Raw genomic sequence first — 21,808 nt, 5'->3', positions numbered from 1 at the left:
AAATGAAATATACATATACAGAAAAAAAGGACACTCGTTCCGGATTTGGAGCAGGATTGGCAGAACTTGCCGATAAAAATCCCAATGTGGTAGCTCTTTGTGCAGACCTTATCGGTTCTTTGAAAATGGAGAAATTCATTGAAAAAGCTCCGGAAAGATTCTTCCAGGTAGGTATTGCAGAAGCAAACATGATGGGACTTGCTGCAGGCCTTAGCATCACAGGAAAAATTCCTTTCACCGGAACTTTTGCCAACTTCTCTACTTCAAGAGTTTATGACCAGATCCGCCAGTCTATTGCTTATTCCGGTAAAAATGTTAAAATCTGTGCTTCTCACGCAGGTCTTACGTTAGGAGAAGATGGTGCCACTCACCAGGTGTTGGAAGATATCGGTATGATGAAAATGCTTCCCGGAATGACAGTAATCAATCCTTGCGATTATAACCAGACTAAAGCGGCTACTATTGCAATCGCTGATCACGAAGGTCCTGTATATTTAAGATTCGGAAGACCTACGGTTCCTGTATTTATTCCTGAAGACATGCCTTTCGAAATCGGAAAAGGAATTATGCTACAGGAAGGTACAGATGTAACGATTGTTGCTACCGGACATTTGGTTTGGGAATCCCTAGTTGCGGCTGATGAGCTTGAAAAAGAAGGAATTTCCTGTGAGGTGATCAATATCCACACCATTAAGCCTTTGGATGAAGAGATCATCTTAAAATCAGTGGAAAAAACAGGGAAAATTGTAACGGCTGAAGAGCACAACTACCTTGGTGGTTTAGGAGAATCGGTTGCGGGGATGTTGGCAAGAAAAAGACCTACAAGACAGGAATTCGTAGCAGTGAATGATACTTTCGGGGAATCTGCAACACCTGCTGAACTGATGAAGAAGTACAAAATCGATGCAGCAGCAGTAAAAGAAGCGGTAAAAAGAATTTTAGCGTAATTCCCACTAAAATAGATATAAAAAGTCCTCAGAATCTGAGGGCTTTTTTATTTATAAATGAAACCATTACCCTTTTATAAGAGATGATGATTAAGCGGTTCGAGGTAAAAGCTCTACAGAAAATCCGGCGTCACTTCGGGTAGATTTTTGAAAAAAATCGTATCGAGAAGTTAAGTTTGGCAAAGGTCCTCGATACATTTTTCATCATTTCATGACAAAAACACTCGAACTGACGAAAATTTCGTGTTAATCAGCTATTTAAAGAACTTCCACTTAGGAATAATCGCCAACATCCCGAATCCCGTGAACAGGAAAAGATTGGTAACATCAGTATATAAAAATGTTGATAAATAATAGTTATGCATAAAAAAATGCAGCACCAATAACGCAGGAAACATGAAGATTCCTATTTTCCGGTAAAAGAACATCAGTATCAGGCTTATCATCATTAATGCATCAATGGTAAAGATCACATAGAAATACCATCTTGGGATATTCAGGTATTCATGCTGTACATACTCATCAATATCAATTCCCAAACCCATTATGGTAAAAACGAGCAATGCAATGATCGTTAAAATAAAACCTACCCCTTTCTTCGGATCTTCATCAAAGTAACTGTATTCTTCTTTCATAGGTACAAAAATAAAGAACTTATGAATAATTTCATAAGTTCTTTGATATATTTACTAGTTTAATATTTGACTATACAGAAATAGCGTTGATTAATCTGTTTTTGTCGCTTAAATATTCTTCCATAGAGATCATACTTTCAGTTCTCATTACATCTTGGATGTCATCGATCTGGTAGATGATTCTTTTTGCATCATCCGTATTTTTAGCTCTTACCTTACAGAAAATGTTGTATTTTCCGGAGATAACACTAGCTTCGATGACGTTAGGGATTGTAGATAATTCCTTTAATACTTCCTGAGTACGGTTTGATTTCGTTAAAAGGATTCCGATAAAAGCCGTAAAATGGTAATCTAATTTACCATAATCAATATTAAGAGATGATCCCAAAATAATTCCTGCATCTTCCATTTTTTTCACTCTTACGTGAATTGTACCCGCAGAAACATCCATCTGCTTAGCAATTTCTGTAAAAGGCATTCTTGTGTTTTCTACTAAGAAATCAAGAATCTTCTTGTCTATTTCGTCCAGTTGATAGTTCATATTAGTTAAATTACAATTTTCTTAAAAAATCCATGTATTTTTTGCAAATTTATAAAAAATAATTAAACTAAAAAAATTATATTAAAGATTAACAATAATTAACACAGATGATAAAAATCATTAAAATATTCTAATTATTTACTATCCGATTTTACAGAATCTGTTTTTATTTCGGTTTTCTGTTCCGCAGATTTTTTTTCTTTTTTCTTCTTTTTAAATAGTGAATTAAAGCTTTTACTCCAAACAATACCGCCTCCATAAGCCTGATTAGCAGTACCATTCGAGCCGGCTCCGGCTATCATCCCGATATTGGATGGTTTGGAATATCCTCTCAGAATTAAACTTCCGTCATTCTTTTTAGAAATATCATATTCTATGGATCCTTCGCCAGACAAATAATTTGCTTCTGTATTTTCTGTTTTCGTTAAAGGAATTCCGAGACCTGTTTTTACTTTTACTCTCGGGGAAAGCGCGAAGCTTACACCGGCATTGGCTCTGTCGCCCGTATTGGAATACTGATCTCCTTTCACATAGTTTAAATCGATCTGAAATTCATTACTCATGGTATTAAGTACTGAACCCAGCTGTTTCAAAAGCATATTATATCCTGAAGATTCAGCCACTCCTGCAACATCCACATCTACTCCTCCCGAATTAGATACGTTAAAGCTGTTTAACAGAAGGATAGATCCGAACTGAAGTACTTTCTCTCCTTCCTGGCTCATTTTAGCTGCCAGAGTTTCTCTCACCTGGCTGGAAACATCCAGTGCTGAAACATTCAGATCCACTTTAGGATCCACCAGAGACTGGGTAATATTTGCCTGCAACAGGATACTGATAGGCTGAATCCCCCCCATATTAAGATATTCTCCCGCATTAGACACCATTCTCACATAGTTGGCCGTGATGTCCAGAGCCGGTTTCATGGCATCACCATCCCAGCGGATGCTGCTTCCTTTTTCGATCTGGAAAGTTTTATTAAGAATTGCTTTTGAAACAAAAGTTCCGTTTTCCACTCTGTATGTCCCGTTCATGGCGATATTCCCCTGTCTGTTCATCTGGAATCTCAGGTTGTTGGCAGCTCCTTTCACTGCTATATTCCCTACATCATCTCCAATCAGTACATTTACTGTGGTTCCCTTATCCACATCCAGAGAGAAATCAATATTCATATTAGCACCGGTCTTTTTCTTTTCTTCCAGAGTAATCAGCCCGTCTTTTCCTTCCTTCAGAAACCTCAGCATTTTAAATTCTTCCACGTTGGAAGTAGACCCGGAATTGAAGGTAAAGGTACTTCCGTTCAAGGCTTTCATATTCGGAGTTGATAAGCTAAGTGCGGAAACCGGGCCATCCACGTACAGGTCTCCCTGTCCGTAAACCCTGCCCCAGAACAGATCAAAATCTTTTTGGGTGGTATTCAGCATTAATAAATTGTCCGCTCTCATTACCAGGTTGACCCCCATAGAAGAAAGGGTTTCAAACTGGATCGCCCCGGAAATTGTTCCTTTGGAATTCGATCTTCCGTCATGAACTTCAATATTGTTGAGAATGGCAAGTCCTTTTGATAACGGAATAACGGTATCATCAAATGAATAATCGACTCCGGTGAATAAAAGTTTCAGTCCGAAACCCTTCAGAGCGATATCTCCACTATAATCAAGATCACTAAGCTTTCCGCTGATCTTCAGATCTCCTGTTGCCTTGCCTCTTAAATTCCCGAAGACAGTTTGTACAAATTGCTGAGCAAAGGCCAAGTCGAACTCTCTCATCTCCGCCACAAGATCTAAGGTTGGTTTGGCTGTATTATTATTAACGGTACCTGTTAAATGCAAATTATTGTTTCCAATTACTCCAGCTGAAGTCACTTTTACATCCACATCATATACGTTCAGTGAATAGCTATTGGTTGCTGAAATAGAAATATCTCCCATATCATTTCCGTTCATCATGATATCATCCACCGTCAGATCCACCAAAGGTTGCAGCGTATTTTTATCCATTCTAATCTTTACGCTTCCGTTGGCCAGGCCTTTTATATTCATGGAATTTCCTCCGGACTGCATTTCAAGGAGCTTTTCAATGGCAAAATTATCAATGTCCGCATCTACATAAAAGTCTTTTGCAGATTTGAATGTGGCCTCCTTAATAAACAGGGCACTGTTATCTGAAAACACTCTCAGGTTCCGTATATCGAAGTCGCCTGTCTTTTTTCTGTAGGTAATAGAATGATCAAGGTCCGGGCTTGTATCGATGGCCCAGATAACATCATTGAACTTCACTTCTGTAGGTTCAAACCTGAAAACATAGTCCCCGACAGTATTAGTGGATTGATTAACATTGATGGCGTAAGCTTTCAGTTTGTCATCCAATTCATCTTCAGGGCTGCCGTGCTTAAACGCCGCTGCAAGATGAAGCACCGTGTTATTTTCGTTTCTACCGCTTAAGGTAATATCTTTAAGAATATTTTTATTATACTCTACACGGCTTATTCTGGCATAGATTTGCTCATCAAGATTAGCGGTATTGATTCTCACCATGACACTGTCTACCATGGCACTGTCTCTCGTAACCTTATCTCTTTCATTAATCTTGTATGCAGGATTTGCAGCAGCCAGTGCTTTATCGGCATCTGATATTTCTTCTTTCTTAGTCATGATATACTTTAAAGAAGCAGCATCCAGATTCAGGATCAGGTTATTGGAATTCCCATCATATTGCCCCTCCACTACTGCTCCTTTGGGAAGTTTCAGTTCAGGCATGAAATAGCTTACTAAACCCTGCTGTACATCAAAATTCATAGCAAAGCTCTGCCCTCTGTATAATTTTCTTGGTGGAGGCCCCACAAGAATTTTTCCTAATCCGTTTTCAACCATTCCGGCTAAATCCGCAAGGTTATATTTTCCTGATATCTTACCGTTAACCGCTCCCGGAGCATCAACTAAAATGACCCTTCCGCCTGACTCCAGATACGTCTTTACTTTAGCATTCGGAATGATATATTTCTGTGTCGCCGTCGCAAAGCTTATATTATTAGCTTCAACATCCAGATTCAGGTCATTAACGGAAGACATTGACATTTTACCTGTTACCTGGCCACTCACAATCTGGTTTCCCGGCTTATTGGTAAAATAATTCATGTTCAAATGGTTTACATCCGCATTGACATTCATCTGGATCCTTGATGTACTGAAATCGATTAAACCTTTTACAGATGCTTTTGCCTGCTCGTCGTTAACGGTAATAAGGCCATTATATTTTTTATGATCCAGAATACCATCAAGATATAGATTATTGATCTCTTTATCCATAATTTCAATACTGGAGATCTGTGATTTGGTAGTCAGACGCATGGTATTGACATCAAAACTTTGTCCGGTAATATCAAATTTACCGGAAATCAAGCCTACCGACTTGTTTTTGGTAATAACGGATGTATTCAAATCTTTTACTTCCACATACCCTGAGTATTTTGGTAATGCAGTACTATAGCCTGTAAGGGAAAATTTATTGATTTTAGCCTGCCCGATTCCGGTAATTAAATTTCCGTTGGGTATATATACCTGGTTAGGATTTACCCGTGCAGCTCCGTTATATTTCAGCTTGCCGAAATCATCTGCAAAATTCTTCATTTTTTTAGAGATAAATGAAGGCATCATTGCTTTTAAATCCTTATAAGTAAAATCTGTAGAAAGATTATTGGTTTCAATTAAAAAATTTCCTTTCAGAAGATTATCCACTTTCATGGTTTGAGTGGCAATATTCACATCGGGGTTTCTGATCAGGAAGTTTTCAAGGTAAAATTTATTCAAGGGACCGGTCATTTTTCCGGAAATATTGAAAGGCTTATAGTTATCCCAATTCGTTACAAAATAACTGATATCGTAGCCGCTTAGCTGGCTTCCCTGCTGAAGATCCATATCCCAGCGGACTCTGTCTGCAAAATAAGCCCATGAACCTTTATTCAGTTTAAACTTAATGTTTCCCTGCAACAAAGTATGATCTGTATTTAATGTAAGATCTTTCAAAGCAAGAAAATCTTCTGTCATTGACAATTCTGTAGAGAAAGTATCAACAAAATGAGATTTCCCCCATCTTGCGGTGACGAAGGTAAAATTATTGATCAGTGCTGAAATATTGGTTCCGTTTATTTTAACGTTGGGCGCTTTCAGATTGACTTTAGTAGCTGTAAGCCATTTTCCGGCTTCTCCAGGTGAATTTTGATTAACGATGGAAACTTTGGAATCAATAAGCTCTACCCTGGAATTCAATTGAAAAGGAGGTTTTTGAGGATCTCTTTTCTTTCCACTGTCAAACAATTTCGTAAACCGAATGAAGTTGGAAATACTGTCTCCCTTATAGGTAATTACCTTTACATCTGCATTAGTTAAAGTAAGGGCGTTGAAACTTAATGAATTGCTTTTTCCGGATATGGCGTTCACTGCAAGGGCCATCCAATCTGAATTGGCGCGGAATTCTTTAGCCGTTATAAATTCAAAACCTTTATAATCTTTAATTTTCAAGCCTTTAATGGTTACATCCCCGAAATAATCCACATGAACACTTTCGGTAGACATTTCCGCCTTGAAGTCTTTATTAACGATCTGTAATGCCTGATTTGCCGCCCACTGCTTGGTCACCGGAAGATTAATGGCAATAAATATACCAACTACAAGAAAAAGGCCTAACCAGAAAAGGATCAAAAGCAGTTTTGCCCACCAGGAATAACTGGTAACATCATGCATGGCCTGCTTTCCAAACTCTTCAGCAGTTTCTACAGGATGATGGATGGCATCCGAAGCCAGTTCAGATGCTTCTTTAACGGTCTCTTTCACTGCTCCTTCAACATTTTCCACAGTCTTTTGTACCTGATCACCTAAGTTTTCAGCTACTGATTTTTTGTTCTCATTCTCGTTATTATTCTCTAACTTTGCCATTATTATGAGCGACTCTATAATTTTAGGTATTGAATCATCTTGCGATGATACATCAGCAGCTATCATCAAGGGGAATTGCATTCTCTCGAACATTGCTGCCAATCAGGCCGTCCATAAGGAATATGGCGGTGTTGTCCCTGAATTAGCTTCACGTGCCCATCAGCAAAACATCATTCCCGTTGTTGAAAAATCCATCACTAAAGCAAATATACAACAAAATGCCATTTCAGCTATAGGTTTTACCCGTGGACCCGGACTTTTAGGTTCACTTCTCGTAGGAACCTCTTTTGCCAAGTCTCTGGCTATGAGTTTAGACGTCCCTTTGATCGAGGTAAACCACCTCCAGGCTCACATTCTAGCCCATTTCATTGACGATGCAAATCCTATGCCGCCCAATTTCCCGTTTCTGTGCCTTACCGTAAGCGGAGGGCATACTATGATTGTTCTGGTAAAAGATTATTTTGATATGGAAATTATCGGAAAAACGATTGATGATGCGGCAGGTGAAGCATTTGATAAGATCGGTAAGATTTTCGACCTTGATTATCCGGCGGGTCCCATTATTGATAAGCTGGCTAAAGAGGGCAATCCCAACGCTTTTTCATTCAATAAGCCCAGATTAGAAAATTATGATTATTCTTTCAGCGGCATTAAAACGTCCGTTTTATATTTTATTCAGAAAGAAGTAAAGAAAAACCCGGATTTTATCAAAGAAAACCTGAATAATCTGTGCGCTTCCGTTCAGAAATCCATTATAGAAATCCTAATGAATAAGCTTGAAAAAGCGGCTAAAGAACTAGGCATTAAAGAAGTTGCCATTGCGGGAGGAGTTTCCGCCAATTCTGCTTTAAGACAGGCCATGCAGGATAATCATGCTAAATTAGGCTGGAATATTTATATCCCAAAATTTGAGTACACCACAGACAACGCCGCAATGATTGCCATGGTAGCGCAACTAAAGTTTGAGAAAGGAGAATTTACAGACTTGAGAACTACGGCAACGGCAAAATATGATTTGTAAATTATTAAATCGAAGATAGCAAAGAAAGCTTATTTGCTAACAGTTATTTCAATTATTATTGCTCAGTCTTCAGTTTTCTCTAGTTTGTATTGAAAATGACTGAGGAAATTCACAAATATTATTTTAAAAGACCAGATGGATGGAATAAAGCAAAAGCTTTGCTTTTTAGCTTTCTTTGCTAATAATTAGGACAATGAAATTATTTTACGGACAAATAGAAAACAATACAGCCATCATTAACGATGAGGAGCAACAGCACATCGTAAAGGTTCTCCGGATGAAAGAAGGAGAAGAAATCCATGTGACAGACGGAAAAGGAAACCTTGTATCCGGAAAGTTGATTATAGAAGGAAAAAAGGCAGGAATAGACGTTACAGAGATCAAAACAGGTTTACCGGGTTTCAACCCGAAGCTTCACATTGCCATTGCGCCTACCAAAAGCATCGACAGGATTGAATTTTTTGTTGAGAAAGCTGTAGAAATGGGTGTTTCTGAAATCACCATTTTACAAACCGAAAAAACGGAACGTAAGAATATCAATATCGATAAAATCAGGAAACAAGCTATTTCAGCTTCAAAGCAAAGTCTTAGATTTCATTTTCCCATCATAAATGATTTCGTAAAACTAACCGATTTCCTTAAAAATATTAATCCGGAACATACTTTTGTAGCCCATTGTCATGAAAGTCTGGAAAGGACTGAGCTTAATGATATTTCACCTATGGAAAATTATACAATTCTTATAGGTCCGGAAGGTGATTTTTCCGAAAAAGAAATTCATTATTTACTACATAATAAAATCAAGGCTATTTCTCTTGGTAATCAAAGACTTAGAACAGAAACAGCCGGAGTATTCATTGCAGCTTGGAATTATTTTAACTTAAAATTAATAATGAATAATTCTTAATTCTAGTAAATTTTTAATATTTTCGCCTCAAAACTAACGTACCGTGAGGCATCTCTATTTATTATGGTGTGTATTCACTATTTTATTGTGTATATCTGCACTCCGCTCACTCTATTTATCTTCCGGCAATATTTGCTATCTGTCTGCTTCAATTTCTGGAAAAGACACAACAATTATTAGGAACTATTCACGTTCATTAGCACAATCAGGATTATCTGTATATCCTATTAATACGGATATGCTTTCTATTGCCCGATCTCACAACTCATTACATCATATACATTCTATATCGCCTCAAAGCCTTTCTTATGGGACTTATTCCGGATAAGGTTGTTTTGATATAGTCAGGATTATAAGAATAAGACTCCATATCAATTAATTTTTGCTTCCGCTGCCGTTAACACATATGGAGTTTCAAAAAGTTAACGGCAGCGGTTTTTCTTCTGCCACCTGCATCTCATGTAGTTATATGGACTGAAAGAAATTGTATCATCCCCCCAGGTTGTAAGCGGCTCTATTTAGCATCACCAATTATATTTTTTTTAATAGAGGAATTAAAAGATGATAAGGAAAGAACATAGCAATTATAAAATAGCTGGCATTAGAGAAATCAGCAAGAACAAATTCTGCAGTATATACATGAAAGATAAAGATAAAGATCATAAAAAATGTCAGAAGCTTTCTATTAAAAGCTCCTAAAAAGCAGAAAAATTGAGTCAGAATTCCTAAAACCGTTACCATAACCCATATATTTTCATAGGCATATATGCTCTTTATCCAAAGCGGTATTGCTTCATCTGCCATCCAATAATTTTCATAGGTGTTCATTTTCGCCGCATTTTTGCTGATCCAGGTTAATTTATCCGTTTGTTTTATTACATTTTTTAAGGTTCCCAGTATTTTGCTCATCCCGGACAATGTATAGGTGATTAAGATGCCTAAATAAATATATTGAACCAGTTTATAATCTTTATCTTCAAGATTTTTTGGCAATAAGAAAATGGTAAGAAAAAAGCCGAGTATAATGATATGATTATCATGATGTACTCCAAAATTGGCTGAAACAGGAAGAGCAATAATGGCCATTAACAAAAAAATAAGCAAATTGAGCAGATAAGAGTATCTGAAAAGTGTAATCATCAAAAGACTGCCGCAAATCAACAAAAGGAATCCAAAAAAGGCAGTTCCGGGGAATTCAGGAAATATTATTTTTTGAAACAAAAAAACCGGTTCATAAATTTCTCCTGGCCACTTTTGTACATTGGCAAACTTCAGATATTGCACCGTAAGCCAGTATAAACCAAATAACCTTATCGCATAGTAAGATACCTTATAATTAAAAATTGTAATTTGAGGATAGTTCATTCAAGTTTTATAATAAGTTTTTTACTGATGTTAATCTTTTTTTCTCCTATTTCTTTAGGATTATGTATTTCTTTATAAAGCAGGTATTCATTATAATCGGGCTCAGTATCTTTGGCGAAGATCAATAGTTTTTTTCTATTGGTTTCCTTATCCACATTATCTTCTATTTTTTTCCCATAAGTTCTTACAATCACTTCTTTGTCACTGGCTGCGTAAGGTCCTTCAGAAGTATTAATAATTCTTACTGTATCATGGTTTTTAACACCATACAGCTTATATTGTTCTTCAGAACTTGTTCCTCCGTTGGGAACCGTAAATAATTTCCAGCTAAAGAAAGGGTACATCTCTGTATATCCTTTTTCCATAATAATAAGACTTATTAAGGACATTCCAAAAGAAAAAAAGAATAAATGCCTGGTATATTTTTTCATTAATAATTAAACTGGTTATTTTTTTCCAAATAATTTGCTAAAATTTCTTTTCCGCTTCTGATAGAGTTCACACTCCAGCGGATTTTCATTCTTAAAAGCTCTTCCTCATCAAGCTTATACTCTATCCCCGAACTAAGAAGTTTCTGTTTCAATTCATACATACAGATCCCTGCTGCCACGGAAACATTAAAACTTTTTGTAAAGCCATACATGGGAATGGCCAGGGTTTCATCTGCGTACTCAATAACCTCATCCGAAACACCTTCCAGCTCGGTTCCGAATACCAAAGCTATAGGCTCTTTTACCTGATAATCGGGAAGCATCACCGCATTTTTTTCCGGTGACACGGCTAAAATTTTATATCCTCTTTCTTTAATGGTTTTTAAAGAAGATATATTCTTAGGCATTTTTTCTACTTCAACCCATGTTTCAGCTCCTTTGGTCACGGAAAGATTCGGGTTGAAAACATTCTCTTCCTCTAAAGCGATCACCTTATGAAATCCGCATGCTTCCACGGATCGCACAATGGCAGCTGCATTTCTGAACTGATAGACATCTTCCATGACAGGAAGCACAAAGTCTGAGCTTTCCTGAGAAAAATATTCTATTTTTCTGAGCCTTTCTTCCGTTAAAAATTGTTTTAAATATTCAAAGGTTTGTGCTAATTCTTTCATTTTATTTTTTTCAGCAATCGGATGCGTCGTTCATGATAACAACCTTAAGATCATAAAATTTTATCATAAACGTTTTATTCATTTTCAAATCTATGCAAATTAACGTAATTTTGAGGTTACGAACCTGAAACAGGCTCAAATTCTTTAATAAAAGTACATGAAACGAAAAGTCCTGCTCATCTATACCGGTGGAACCATCGGTATGGAAAAAGATTATGAAACCGGCAGCCTGCGTGCCTTTGATTTCGGAAATATTTTTGAAAAAATGCCTGAGATGAAGCTCATGGAATGTGAGGTTTTTGTGCATCCTTTTGCCAAACCGCTGGACTCATCGGATATGGGGCCTGAAGAATGGAAGATTATTGCCAACTACATTCACAAGAATTATGAAAAGTATGATGGTTTTTTAATTCTTCACGGTACAGATACCATGTCTTATACTGCTTCTGCTTTAAGTTTCATGTTAAAAGGTTTGAAAAAACCCGTGATTTTAACAGGTTCTCAACTCCCGATCGGGGACTTAAGAACTGATGCTAAGGAGAATCTTCTAACGAGCCTTTATTATGCAAGTTTATATGAAAATGATGAAGCCGTGATTCAGGAAGTTGCCATTTATTTCGAATATAAACTTTTAAGAGGGAACAGAACTTTAAAATATTCGGCTGAGTATTTTGATGCTTATGCAAGTCCCAACTATCCGATTTTGGGACAATCCGGGGTACATCTGAATATTGTTAAGGAAAATCTTTACCGGTCTGATGAAAATGATGTAGAATTTTCCGTGGATGATCATATTTCTGAAGATGTCTTATTCTGGCGGATTTTCCCTGGAATGCATTTAAGTCATTTTAAGGAAATCCCGAGAATGAAGGTTCTTATTTTACAAGTTTTTGGTTCGGGAACTATTTTCAGCAGTGAAAAAACCCAGGAAATTCTTCAGGAGATCCGGAATAACGGAACGGAAATCGTAGTGGTAAGCCAGTGTATTTCAGGAGGAATTTCATTCGGAAAGTATGAAAACAGTAATATTTTTTCAAAAATCGGTGCGATCAGCGGAAAAGACATGACGGCAGAAAGTGCTATCACTAAAGCCATGCATTTAATAAACAATCCTAATTACGAAAGAACTTTTGCAGAGAATTTTTCCAGAAGCCTTTGTGGAGAAATTTCTGAGTAATTGTGTAAATAATTTGCTAGTTCGAGAAAATACATTATTTTTGCAGTCTCAATTAGAAAGGTGTCCGAGTGGTTGAAGGAGCTACCCTGGAAAGGTAGTATACGGGTAACTGTATCGAGGGTTCGAATCCCTTCCTTTCTGCAAAGACTGAAAGCTCAAAACTTTCAGAATAGTCTAAAAACGTAAAAACCTGTATTCGTACTGAATTACAGGTTTTTTATTTCTACAGGAATTCCAAAAATTCATAAGCTTTGTGGTAAATTAGTAGTTACTCGGGAAGTATTCGAGGACTTTTCGCCACAACTTTCCTCTGTAGACATCGATTACCATTTATATTCTTTCAGACTAACGAGTCCGCTAGTGTTTAATTGCCGGATTGCAGACGGAGTATTAAATGGAGGCTCCAAACGCAGCTTTTCAAGTTTACTCAACCCTGTTACATATATTTTTCTCAATGGATTACCATCCAGATCAGCTTCCAGAAGTTGGGTAAAGGGTCTTAAATCAATTTCCGTAATAAAATTTTTATACAGGTACAGATGTTTGAGCTCCGGTGCCGGTCCAATTTTGAAATCGCTAATCTCATTGCGAAACAATTGTACCATCCACAATTTGGGCTTATCTCTCAGATCGATGCGTTGCAACTTATTATTGCTGGCTCTTATATCGCTCAGAACTGTAAGGCCTGTAAGGTCAAGGAAAGATAGTTGATTATTATCCATAATGATCTCTTCCAAATTAACACAGCCTTTTACTTTGAGCTGTGTAGTTGAGCCATCTATACCGTATATGTATTTTAAATTTCGCATGCCTTCAAGGTCTACTGTACTGATTTTGTTATCGTAGAAAAGAAAGTTTTCAAGGCTTGTAAAGTGTTTTATACCCACTACTGATGTGATCCCATAATTGCCCACGTCCAGCTTCTTGACATGGGCCACCTCAGATTTCTGAATGTTTCCGTCGTTATTGGTATCCAGTCCCAAAGCGATCAAAGCGGCCTTGAAATTTTGGTCAGGAAAAGTTATGGTCTGAGCTTTTATATTGATGACGCTGCAAAACACCAACAGTTTAATGAAGATGATATAAATTGATTTCATTTGTAGTATTTGGATTAATGTTATTTAAAAGATAACTATTCGATAAATGTTATTGGGCAATGTTGACAGTGGTTACAGGATTGCCTGCAGAAACTTCAATATAATCACCCACCTCATTTTCAAAGGCCTGAGATTCATATCTTGTTTCAGTAGGAAAATAACCTCCACCCATCTGTATCCCAAGCATATTACGATTGGCTACAATCGGCCCGGACTGGACCTCGTTCCGTGTAACCTTTTCCCATTTAATCCAACTCACGATATAGTATTTTCCGGGTTTTATATTGGTAAATTGAAAATTGCCTTTGTCATCTATGGTTTTTGTTTCAATGCGTGCCATAGCGGCTTCCCTTGTTAACCCAGCCTGTTTCTTTTTGCTGTTGTATTTTTTTTTGAGTTCGATATACTCCCTAAAATAGGGTGTTGCAGGATACAAAAGGACTATATCCGAGTACCCCGGATGATTGACATACCCTCTTTTTTTGAACGAAATATTGCCTTGGATGGTATTATCGCCTTCTTCAAGCATTTTATAAGCTTCCTCTTTATTAAAAGCTACAGACGGCTGGATAAATTCAGGGGCTTTCTGTGCTCTTACCGAAAGGTAAGAAATCAGCATTATTATACTGAAAATAAAAGTTTTAATATGGTTGTTCATGGCATAATTATTTAATTCCAAAGATAAGGAAATATCTTACAGATTGTTTATGATAAAATTATTAAAACCCCTGAACATTGGTTTGATTTTTTTGTTTTTAACAGCTTAAAAAAGAAGGTGTGTCCGTAGGTTTTAAAGAAGCTTAAATTATTCTCAATAGCTAAAAAACTGCCCGTCATAATTGACAGGCAATTTTTGAAACAATATATATAGCTAAAATGAATGTAAGAATCGGGCAATTTTAATTACATATCGTCAAAAACTGCTGATTCATCTGCACCTTGAATTTTGCTTCCGACTTCAGCATGTTATAAATAGTATGTTCAAAAGCCTCTACAGATTTTAATTTCTGATCAATAAATTCCGCAATCTGAACAACCGAAAAAAGAAAATCCCTGTATTTTGCCATACTCACCGTTCTTCCGAAGTGTGGCAAATAGGCTTTCAGAAAAGGAATGGTTGATTGATGCTGATGATAATTGACACAATATCCAGCTCCTTCTCTGGAGGTAATAATTTCATCATTATTCACAAAATCCATCATATTCTCCTGTCCGTTTAAAGTCTTATTATTTTTCAAAAGGAAGCTGTTAATCTTATCTAAAATATGTTGTGCATATTCCATCATGGTGATCGTTTTCCATTCAAATATATGGTTCATGCCTTTAACGGCTTTGGCTGGTTTTCCGTTTTCACATTGTGTACAGAAGGAGATCCCGATCTTATCATGATTCGGGAAGAAGCAGTCTTTGATCCGGATAGATGCATCTGCCTGCAATCTGTCGTTGGCGAAATTATAATAGAGATAAGGGCGGTATAATTCTGCTAAACTTTTTAAATAGTCAATTTCACTGGTATTATGATACTGTTCAAACCATCTTTCAAGATTGTTGTAGTATTGATTTTCAAACTCGGTAAGACTTAAATAAAATAGCAGTTCCATAGCTTCGTATTTTAATTGAGACAAAGCTATTTCACTAATGCGACAGAACTTGACGTATTAAAAAAAATTAATTTTAAAGATTGAGATTGAGGCTAAGATTGGAGTTAATAGAAATACAGTAATTGCTATCGATCATAGTTTTTCATAATGTATTCAAAATAATGAATCATTTTCATATAGTTTTCGATGCTGAGATATTCATTGGTTCCATGGATGCTTTGCTTTTCGGGGTCATTGATTTTAATGGGCATAAATCTGTAGATATTTTTGCTTACAATCTGATATTTATACGCATCCGTAGCTGCAATGGTAAGATAAGGTGTTGCAATGGCATCGGGGTAAATTTCTTTAATTCCGGCTTCAATGATGGTAAAACTTTTTGTTTTGGTAGATGAAATGGCGGAAGCTTCTTTGGTGTTATCAATTTCTTCTACTTCCACCTCAAATCCTTCGGTAGCTTTTGCAATGTGCTCTTTGACATCTTTTATCGTATTTCCGGGAAGCAGTCTAAAATTCACGATAAACTCAACTTCAGGAGAAAGGACATTGGGACCGTCGCTTCCTTTCATCATCGTTAAAGCCGTGGTAGTACGAACTAAAGCATTTGTACTGTTATTTTTGGTAAGCTGTGATAATAAAACCGGTTTCAGAAACCATTGATTGGCAATGGCCAATCTGTTGACAAAAGGCATTGTTCCGCCCACATTATCAAAGAATTGTTTAATTAATGGCGTCATAATGGGTTTCATCTGATCATTTTCCAACCTTTGCATAATGATGGCCGCTTTTCCAATCGCACTCTCCAGCGGGGGCATGGAAGAATGCCCGCCCAACCCTTTTACTTTTATTTTGGCTGAAAGAAAACCTTTTTCTGCGCATCCGATCACTGCAACATCCGAATTGATTCCTTTTACGCTTCCTTTTTCCAAAATCAATCATCCTTCATCATATACAGCTTCAAACTTCAGTCCCTGTTTTTTAAAATGGGCTGCAATTTGTGCTGCTCCTTTGGCTCCGCCTACTTCTTCATCAAAACCGAAAGCCAGATACATATCACGTTGTGGAACATAACCGCTTTTGATCAGGTTGTTCATGGATTCCATCAAAGAGAAAAGCATTCCTTTCATATCAATAGCTCCTCTTCCATAAATTCTACCATTGGCAACCGCTCCTGAAAATGGACCAAAATCCCAATCTTCCGCTACTTTTGTCACAGCAGGCAGTGGATGATCATCGGGTCTGAAAACATTGTCTTCTTTATTTTTTACATCTGCATCTCCGGGAGGAACAACATCAATGTGGGAAAGAAACAGAATAGGCTCGAGATTGGGTTTGCTTCCTTTTAACCTGAATACCAAACCATATTTGTTGATCTCATAGTTTTCCGTATTCTGATAAACTAACGGATATGATTTTTTAAGGTATTCTTTAAATGTTTCAAATGTAGAATAATCAAAATTTCCCAACTCACCTGCAGAAACTGTAGGTATTTTTAATCCGCCTGAAAATCTTTGAACAGCTGAATCATTTTTAACTGCTTTCCAACCAGATTTTGTTCCGGCATTGTTTTTTTTGAATGGATAAGTGAATGTTCTGATGAGGAGAACTGCGATAAGAATGATGAGGATACCGAGGATGAGGAAGAGGATTTTTTTCATGGGAGGGTTTTGTGGTAGTAAGGCAAAGATAATAATTGATTCAATAATTAATTTGGTAAGAGGTTGATTCTATTATCTTAAAATGTTAAATAATATATCATCTCATCAAAAAATTTAAGTACTCCTTTAATAAAATCTACACCACGCTACCGCACGAATCCTTTCGTGTGGTATAATTTATAGATCAAACATTCTACAAACCACAATATCATCTAAAAGCCCCTTTTCATCGGAATAGTCTATGGCCTCACGCTACCGCACGAATCCTTTCATTCTACCACACGATACAATCATGTGGTAGAATGAAAGGATTCGTTCAGAAATGGGGCTATAGTTCTAGAACTTTCAACACAAAACTCTCGCAAATTGCGAGAGTTTGTTCTTATCTAACCACACGATACAATCGTGCGGCGACTTTTTAAAAAAAATAGGCTTGACAAATCCTATAAACCACTAATGAAAATAATAGTAAAGAAAAAAATATAATTCCAAATCCGCTTATCTTTACCCATTTAATATTAGTATTACTTGTTGCCAATTCATATAATATTGAATTTTCTTTATAAACCAACGATGCAAATTTATTTACAATATTTCTTGTATTAAAAATACAATTATACCCTATTATAAAAAGAGTCAACGAAACAATTAAAAACACAAGTATTCCAATTAATTTTTCCATTTTATTTTTTATTTAGTATTAATGGAACTCCAAAAAATGTATCTGGCGTAAAATTATAACTTGCTCCAATTTGAGGTGAATAAATTCCAAAACCTACAGCATTTTTAGTTCCACTATTTGTAGGGGAGTTTGTCCAGCTTACTCCTCCGACATACCCTGCTCCAGCACTTACACCATGACCAGAGAGAAAATTATACGTTTCAGATGATGTAGGAGCCTGTCTTTGTAACATCCAATTTGCGTTAAACTCCCTGAAACCAATGTTGCTGACTTACCAGCAGTTCCTCCAAAAGGAGATATATATATCTGACCATGTCTATCTGCTGTAATAGTGCCATTCCATCCAACAATACCTCCTATACTTACGTTTAATGTATAAAAATCAGGAAGCCTAAATCCCGGATTCCCGCCTTGTCCCGGTTCCCCACGCTACCGCACGAATCCTTTCGTGTGGTACAATTTATAGATCAAACATTCTAAAAACCACAATATCATCTAAAAGCCCTTTTTCATCGGAATAGTCTATGGCACTACTGTATTTATAATCTTCTGCACGAAATACCAAACCGGCTTCAACTGGATTTTGATGAACATAGTTAATTTTTTGGTTGATAATCCGATTACTCCAAAGTTCAATTGGTTTATTATCATGCCTCCAAAATTGATATTGAATAACATTTGAACTTTTCTCTCCTTCTTTTCTAAAGAAATCTAATAAAAATTCTTTTCTGCTTTCCTTTGGATTTTCTTTTATGGATTTTATAATTGCCTTACTGGTAAACCTTTTCAGATCACCAATTAAAAGTTCAGGCTTCCGCCCCTCTACACTTCTGAAAACTAAATGCACATGGCTAGACATAATGCACCAAGCATGAATTTCCAACCCTTTTTTCTTTTGGCAAAACCTTAAACTTTCCAAAAGCAAGTCTTTATATTCATTTCTAATAAACACATCTAACCAACCCACTACAGCAAAACTAATAAAATAGAGTCCTTCAGGATTATGAAATTTATAATTCCCGCTCATCATAAATGTTTTAGGTAAAGATAAAGAATTATAGTGTTTCATTTGCCACAGGATACAATCGTGCGGCAGCGAGGGGGCTTTTCTTTTATTTATGAGCAGTTTCTAAATTATATATATCTCCGCCCTCTTTTGTACACTGTACAAATATTTGTTTAGGAATGCTGTCTCTCAAACTGATTTTGGTAGTTTGGTTACAATTTTCATCGTTGTATTTAAAAATCAATTCCTTGTTATCAATGTTGTTAGGTACTGCAGAAGCAGAACCTAAATTATAAAAACCTAACAACTTATTGTGAGAATTATAAATATATACTTGCCCGTTTCCTCTCTTGGAATCCTCATAAAGACCTGTATAATGAACAGAGTTTAAAATTTTTAAAGTGTCTTTTTTAGCGGTAATAATATTCCCTAAATATTTGACTATTTGTTCATCAATCTCTTTTCCTTTCTTTGTAAATCCAAAATCCTGATTAGGTGTATTTTGTTCTAAAACCAATAGTCTACAATGTTCATAGTAGTCTATCTTTGTTTCAGTAACTTTGTTTTTCTCATTTTGTTGTAAATCTGTTTTATTACAGCTTGTAAACGAAATTATAATTAAACTCAAAAAAAATCTTTTCATATCTTAATAATCTGCAGGTTGTGGTTTTTTAGATTCTTGTTGCATTTTTAAAACACTTTTTTGATAGCCCGCTGTTCCTCCACCATTATATGCTTCTACTGCTTTTGCCCAGCCTTGAAATTTATAGGATGATTTTCCTGTTTTCGAATCATAGGAAACACCTCCTTTAAAACCTTTAGTCCCTAAAATTCGAGTTCCTGCAAACAATGAATTTGATTCATTCGTTTTTTCTCCTTTGGTTAATCCATTCTCATTTTTCATTTTAGACCAATCTCCAGGAACATTTGCTTGCATAATATCTGTAATGCCTGTCGTCCCTGCATTTGATTCCTGAATAGTAATAGCTTTAACTAATGTCGGGTCTAAATCTGGAATTCCATGCTACCGCACGAATCCTTTCGTGTGGTACAATTTATAGATCAAACATTCTAAAAACCACAATATCATCTAAAAGCCCCTTTTCATCGGAATAATCTATGGCACTACTGTATTTATAATCTTCTGCACGAAATACCAAACCGACTTCAACAGGGTTTTGATGTATATAGTTGATTTTTTGGCTGATAACCTGATTACTCCAAAGTTCAATTGGTTTATTATCATGCCTCCAAAATTGATATTGAGTAACATTTGAACTTTTCTCTCCTTCTTTTCTAAAGAAATCTAATAAAAATTCTTTTCTGCTTTCCTTTGAATTTCTTTTATGGGGTTTATAATTGCCTTACTGGTAAACCTTTTCAGATCACCAATTAAAAGTTCAGGCTTCTGCCCCTCTACACTTTTGAAAACTAAATGCACATGGCTAGACATAATGCACCAAGCATGAATTTCCAACCCTTTTTTCTTTTGGCAAAATCTTAAACTTTCCAAAAGCAAGTCTTTATATTCATTTCTAATAAACACATCTAACCAACCCACTACAGCAAAACTAATAAAATATAGTCCTTCAGGATTATGAAATTTATAATTCCTGCTCATCATAAATGTTTTATGTAAAGATAAAGAATTATAGTGTCTCATTTGCCACAGGATACAATCATATGGTAGCATGAAAGGATTCCATCTAACCACACGATACAATCGTGCGGGAGCGGGGTTTAAAAGCCTGATTTCCAAAGAAGATCATTGAGATCTATTTCACTTATATCAAAATCATTGGGATGCAGAATAAATCCATTTTGTTTTTTCAATTTTTCTATTGCTTTTTCAGCCATCTCTTCTGAAGAAAAAACACCTATAAATCTTTCATCATCTAAATATCTATTAATAGTGTAGCTATGGTTAACACTAAAAATTGAATCCAAATTCAACTCCTTTACAGATAAATCACTATCATCTATTAAATCACTTTCTAAAAGATAATCTCTTCCAATCTCCCCAATAGAACTTTCAAATCCATTTTCCCAATGTATTTTATTAATGATAAATTTATTAATGATAAAATTATTGGGATAGAGATTAAATCCAGATAGTTTTAGAGCTTCTGATTTTAGTTTTTCAACATTTTCTATGGTATCACAAAATCCCAAAATTTTAGTATCTTTCAGTGAATCATCTGAATAAGTATGATCAAGGATATATATAAAATATTGCATAATCATTATTTTTTCTTTACTTCAAATCCTCTATCTCCCCATTTCTTAATTTTGTTAAATTCAGAACCAGGTCCTTTACTTGCTTTGCCTTTATTCCACTCCCCTTTACCATACTGTCCATTTAACAACCTTTCCGCAAAAGTTTTTCCGTCCTCATCTACATAAGGAGCTTCTCCTTGTTCTTTAGCCCAAGACGGAACGTCCTTTGCAGCCTCTTTTCCTGTTTTTCCACTCACAGGTACTTTTTTCTCTTTCGGTACATCCTGACCATTCACATCTTTATCTTCATCAGCACTGTCCTCAGTTTTCAAATTTCTATAACCTGCACCCGGGTCTGCAATTGTTGTATACCCTGTACTTGGAGGTGTAAACTGATTAACCGTCCACCAAACTCCGGCTCCTATTAACATTGCTGCTGCTACAACATCAGCAGGACCAGGAACAGGCGAATCTGCCTGTGAGACAAATAATGCAGCCATCGCTAAACTTCCGGGACCAGAATCACTGCTTTTCGCCTTACCAGTAAGAGTAACTTCTTGAATTTGTATTTCTTTTACAGCAGTGTTTGTGTCAGGCTCATAAACATACACATTGTTTGGATCATTAATGTATGGCTGAAATTCTGCTGTATTTGGACAGGTAGGACATGTTGCTAATTCTCCTGTCATACCTGTAGGATCCCAAAAACTTATTGGGTTATTCCAAACGTAGCTGTATGCTTCGTGCGTGTATTGGGTTCTTGGGTCTAAAACACCCCATCTTCCCAGATCAGGCATATACATTCTTGCGCCGTAATCATACATTCCGTAGTCTACTTCATTTTTTAGGATTTTCCTACTTCAGTTCTTTTCGCGCGAGGCTTTTCACTGTGATCGTCTTCGCTTGCTCGCTTAC

At 36.3% G+C, this 21,808-nt stretch carries 22 protein-coding genes and 1 tRNA gene; 5 read left to right on the top strand and 18 right to left on the bottom strand.

From position 1 onward, the window contains the following. The first annotated feature begins 2 nt into the window (after positions 1–2). Positions 3–947: a transketolase family protein gene (locus ACGHIN_RS12320; protein ID WP_390453897.1), complete on the top strand. Its 945-nt coding sequence runs from the start codon at positions 3–5 to the stop codon at positions 945–947. A 254-nt stretch (positions 948–1,201) separates the two neighbouring features. On the opposite strand, the gene ACGHIN_RS12315 is transcribed toward ACGHIN_RS12320, so the two are convergent. The 3 genes from ACGHIN_RS12315 to ACGHIN_RS12305 form a co-directional block, all read right to left on the bottom strand. After that, positions 1,202–1,582 carry a hypothetical protein gene (locus ACGHIN_RS12315; RefSeq protein WP_390453895.1) on the bottom strand — a complete coding sequence of 127 codons (381 nt, stop codon included), beginning with the start codon at positions 1,580–1,582 and terminating at the stop codon, positions 1,202–1,204. Positions 1,583–1,652: 70 nt separating this feature from the next. Next, positions 1,653–2,123: an Lrp/AsnC family transcriptional regulator gene (locus ACGHIN_RS12310; RefSeq protein WP_029298841.1), complete on the bottom strand. Its 471-nt coding sequence runs from the start codon at positions 2,121–2,123 to the stop codon at positions 1,653–1,655. Positions 2,124–2,257: 134 nt separating this feature from the next. Beyond that, positions 2,258–7,057, bottom strand: a complete 4,800-nt coding sequence (locus ACGHIN_RS12305) for a translocation/assembly module TamB domain-containing protein (protein ID WP_390453892.1) — start codon at positions 7,055–7,057, stop codon at positions 2,258–2,260. Between the two features lie 4 nt (positions 7,058–7,061). On the opposite strand from ACGHIN_RS12305, the gene tsaD reads away from it, so the two are divergent. Both tsaD and ACGHIN_RS12295 read left to right on the top strand, forming a co-directional pair. Further along, positions 7,062–8,078 carry a tRNA (adenosine(37)-N6)-threonylcarbamoyltransferase complex transferase subunit TsaD gene (gene tsaD / locus ACGHIN_RS12300; protein WP_390453890.1) on the top strand — a complete coding sequence of 339 codons (1,017 nt, stop codon included), beginning with the start codon at positions 7,062–7,064 and terminating at the stop codon, positions 8,076–8,078. Between the two features lie 193 nt (positions 8,079–8,271). Next, positions 8,272–8,985 (top strand): RsmE family RNA methyltransferase, encoded by a 714-nt coding sequence (locus ACGHIN_RS12295; RefSeq protein WP_390453888.1) that lies wholly within the window; start codon positions 8,272–8,274, stop codon positions 8,983–8,985. A gap of 531 nt (positions 8,986–9,516) precedes the next feature. On the opposite strand, the gene ACGHIN_RS12290 is transcribed toward ACGHIN_RS12295, so the two are convergent. The 3 genes from ACGHIN_RS12290 to ACGHIN_RS12280 form a co-directional block, all read right to left on the bottom strand. After that, entirely contained in the window at positions 9,517–10,071 is a 555-nt protein-coding gene (locus ACGHIN_RS12290; RefSeq protein ID WP_390453886.1) for a hypothetical protein, read from the bottom strand. Between the two features lie 275 nt (positions 10,072–10,346). Beyond that, a complete protein-coding gene (locus ACGHIN_RS12285; RefSeq protein ID WP_390453884.1) occupies positions 10,347–10,715 on the bottom strand; it encodes a hypothetical protein in 369 nt (122 codons plus the stop codon). A 65-nt stretch (positions 10,716–10,780) separates the two neighbouring features. After that, positions 10,781–11,455, bottom strand: a complete 675-nt coding sequence (locus ACGHIN_RS12280; protein WP_390453882.1) for a TrmH family RNA methyltransferase — start codon at positions 11,453–11,455, stop codon at positions 10,781–10,783. A gap of 157 nt (positions 11,456–11,612) precedes the next feature. On the opposite strand from ACGHIN_RS12280, the gene ACGHIN_RS12275 reads away from it, so the two are divergent. Together ACGHIN_RS12275 and ACGHIN_RS12270 are read left to right on the top strand one after the other, a co-directional pair. After that, a complete protein-coding gene (locus ACGHIN_RS12275) occupies positions 11,613–12,632 on the top strand; it encodes an asparaginase (protein WP_390453880.1) in 1,020 nt (339 codons plus the stop codon). A gap of 54 nt (positions 12,633–12,686) precedes the next feature. Continuing rightward, a tRNA-Ser gene (locus ACGHIN_RS12270) sits at positions 12,687–12,773 on the top strand. 182 nt (positions 12,774–12,955) lie between these two features. On the opposite strand, the gene ACGHIN_RS12265 is transcribed toward ACGHIN_RS12270, so the two are convergent. The 12 genes from ACGHIN_RS12265 to ACGHIN_RS12210 all read right to left on the bottom strand — a co-directional run bounded on the left by ACGHIN_RS12265 (position 12,956) and on the right by ACGHIN_RS12210 (position 21,717). Beyond that, a complete protein-coding gene (locus ACGHIN_RS12265) occupies positions 12,956–13,729 on the bottom strand; it encodes a leucine-rich repeat domain-containing protein (RefSeq protein ID WP_390453878.1) in 774 nt (257 codons plus the stop codon). A 49-nt stretch (positions 13,730–13,778) separates the two neighbouring features. After that, positions 13,779–14,387 (bottom strand): hypothetical protein, encoded by a 609-nt coding sequence (locus tag ACGHIN_RS12260; protein ID WP_390453876.1) that lies wholly within the window; start codon positions 14,385–14,387, stop codon positions 13,779–13,781. A 241-nt stretch (positions 14,388–14,628) separates the two neighbouring features. Continuing rightward, positions 14,629–15,330, bottom strand: a complete 702-nt coding sequence (locus tag ACGHIN_RS12255) for a hypothetical protein (RefSeq protein ID WP_390453874.1) — start codon at positions 15,328–15,330, stop codon at positions 14,629–14,631. Positions 15,331–15,455: 125 nt separating this feature from the next. Further along, on the bottom strand, positions 15,456–16,259 hold the full coding sequence (locus ACGHIN_RS12250) for a peptidase dimerization domain-containing protein (RefSeq protein ID WP_390453872.1): 804 nt from the start codon (positions 16,257–16,259) through the stop codon (positions 15,456–15,458). 6 nt (positions 16,260–16,265) lie between these two features. Next, on the bottom strand, positions 16,266–16,988 hold the full coding sequence (locus tag ACGHIN_RS12245; RefSeq protein WP_390453870.1) for a M20/M25/M40 family metallo-hydrolase: 723 nt from the start codon (positions 16,986–16,988) through the stop codon (positions 16,266–16,268). A 683-nt stretch (positions 16,989–17,671) separates the two neighbouring features. Continuing rightward, entirely contained in the window at positions 17,672–17,902 is a 231-nt protein-coding gene (locus tag ACGHIN_RS12240) for a hypothetical protein (protein WP_390453868.1), read from the bottom strand. 228 nt (positions 17,903–18,130) lie between these two features. Next, positions 18,131–18,739 (bottom strand): REP-associated tyrosine transposase, encoded by a 609-nt coding sequence (locus tag ACGHIN_RS12235; protein ID WP_390453866.1) that lies wholly within the window; start codon positions 18,737–18,739, stop codon positions 18,131–18,133. A 43-nt stretch (positions 18,740–18,782) separates the two neighbouring features. Next, a complete protein-coding gene (locus tag ACGHIN_RS12230; protein WP_390453864.1) occupies positions 18,783–19,319 on the bottom strand; it encodes a hypothetical protein in 537 nt (178 codons plus the stop codon). Positions 19,320–19,322: 3 nt separating this feature from the next. After that, the gene (locus ACGHIN_RS12225; protein ID WP_390453862.1) at positions 19,323–19,613 is read right to left on the bottom strand and encodes a hypothetical protein; all 291 of its coding nucleotides are present in this window, start codon (positions 19,611–19,613) and stop codon (positions 19,323–19,325) included. A 369-nt stretch (positions 19,614–19,982) separates the two neighbouring features. Continuing rightward, positions 19,983–20,297, bottom strand: a complete 315-nt coding sequence (locus ACGHIN_RS12220) for a transposase (RefSeq protein WP_390453860.1) — start codon at positions 20,295–20,297, stop codon at positions 19,983–19,985. Positions 20,298–20,416: 119 nt separating this feature from the next. Continuing rightward, on the bottom strand, positions 20,417–20,914 hold the full coding sequence (locus ACGHIN_RS12215; RefSeq protein WP_390453858.1) for a DUF7336 domain-containing protein: 498 nt from the start codon (positions 20,912–20,914) through the stop codon (positions 20,417–20,419). A 5-nt stretch (positions 20,915–20,919) separates the two neighbouring features. Further along, the gene (locus ACGHIN_RS12210; RefSeq protein WP_390453856.1) at positions 20,920–21,717 is read right to left on the bottom strand and encodes an RHS repeat-associated core domain-containing protein; all 798 of its coding nucleotides are present in this window, start codon (positions 21,715–21,717) and stop codon (positions 20,920–20,922) included. Positions 21,718–21,808: the final 91 nt, after the last annotated feature.

The sequence above is a fragment of the Chryseobacterium barbadense genome (assembly GCF_042849955.1).
Classification (GTDB): Bacteria; Bacteroidota; Bacteroidia; order Flavobacteriales; family Weeksellaceae; genus Chryseobacterium.
Note: the sequence above shows the minus strand (reverse complement) of the source record. Positions and strands in the feature narration are given on the sequence as shown.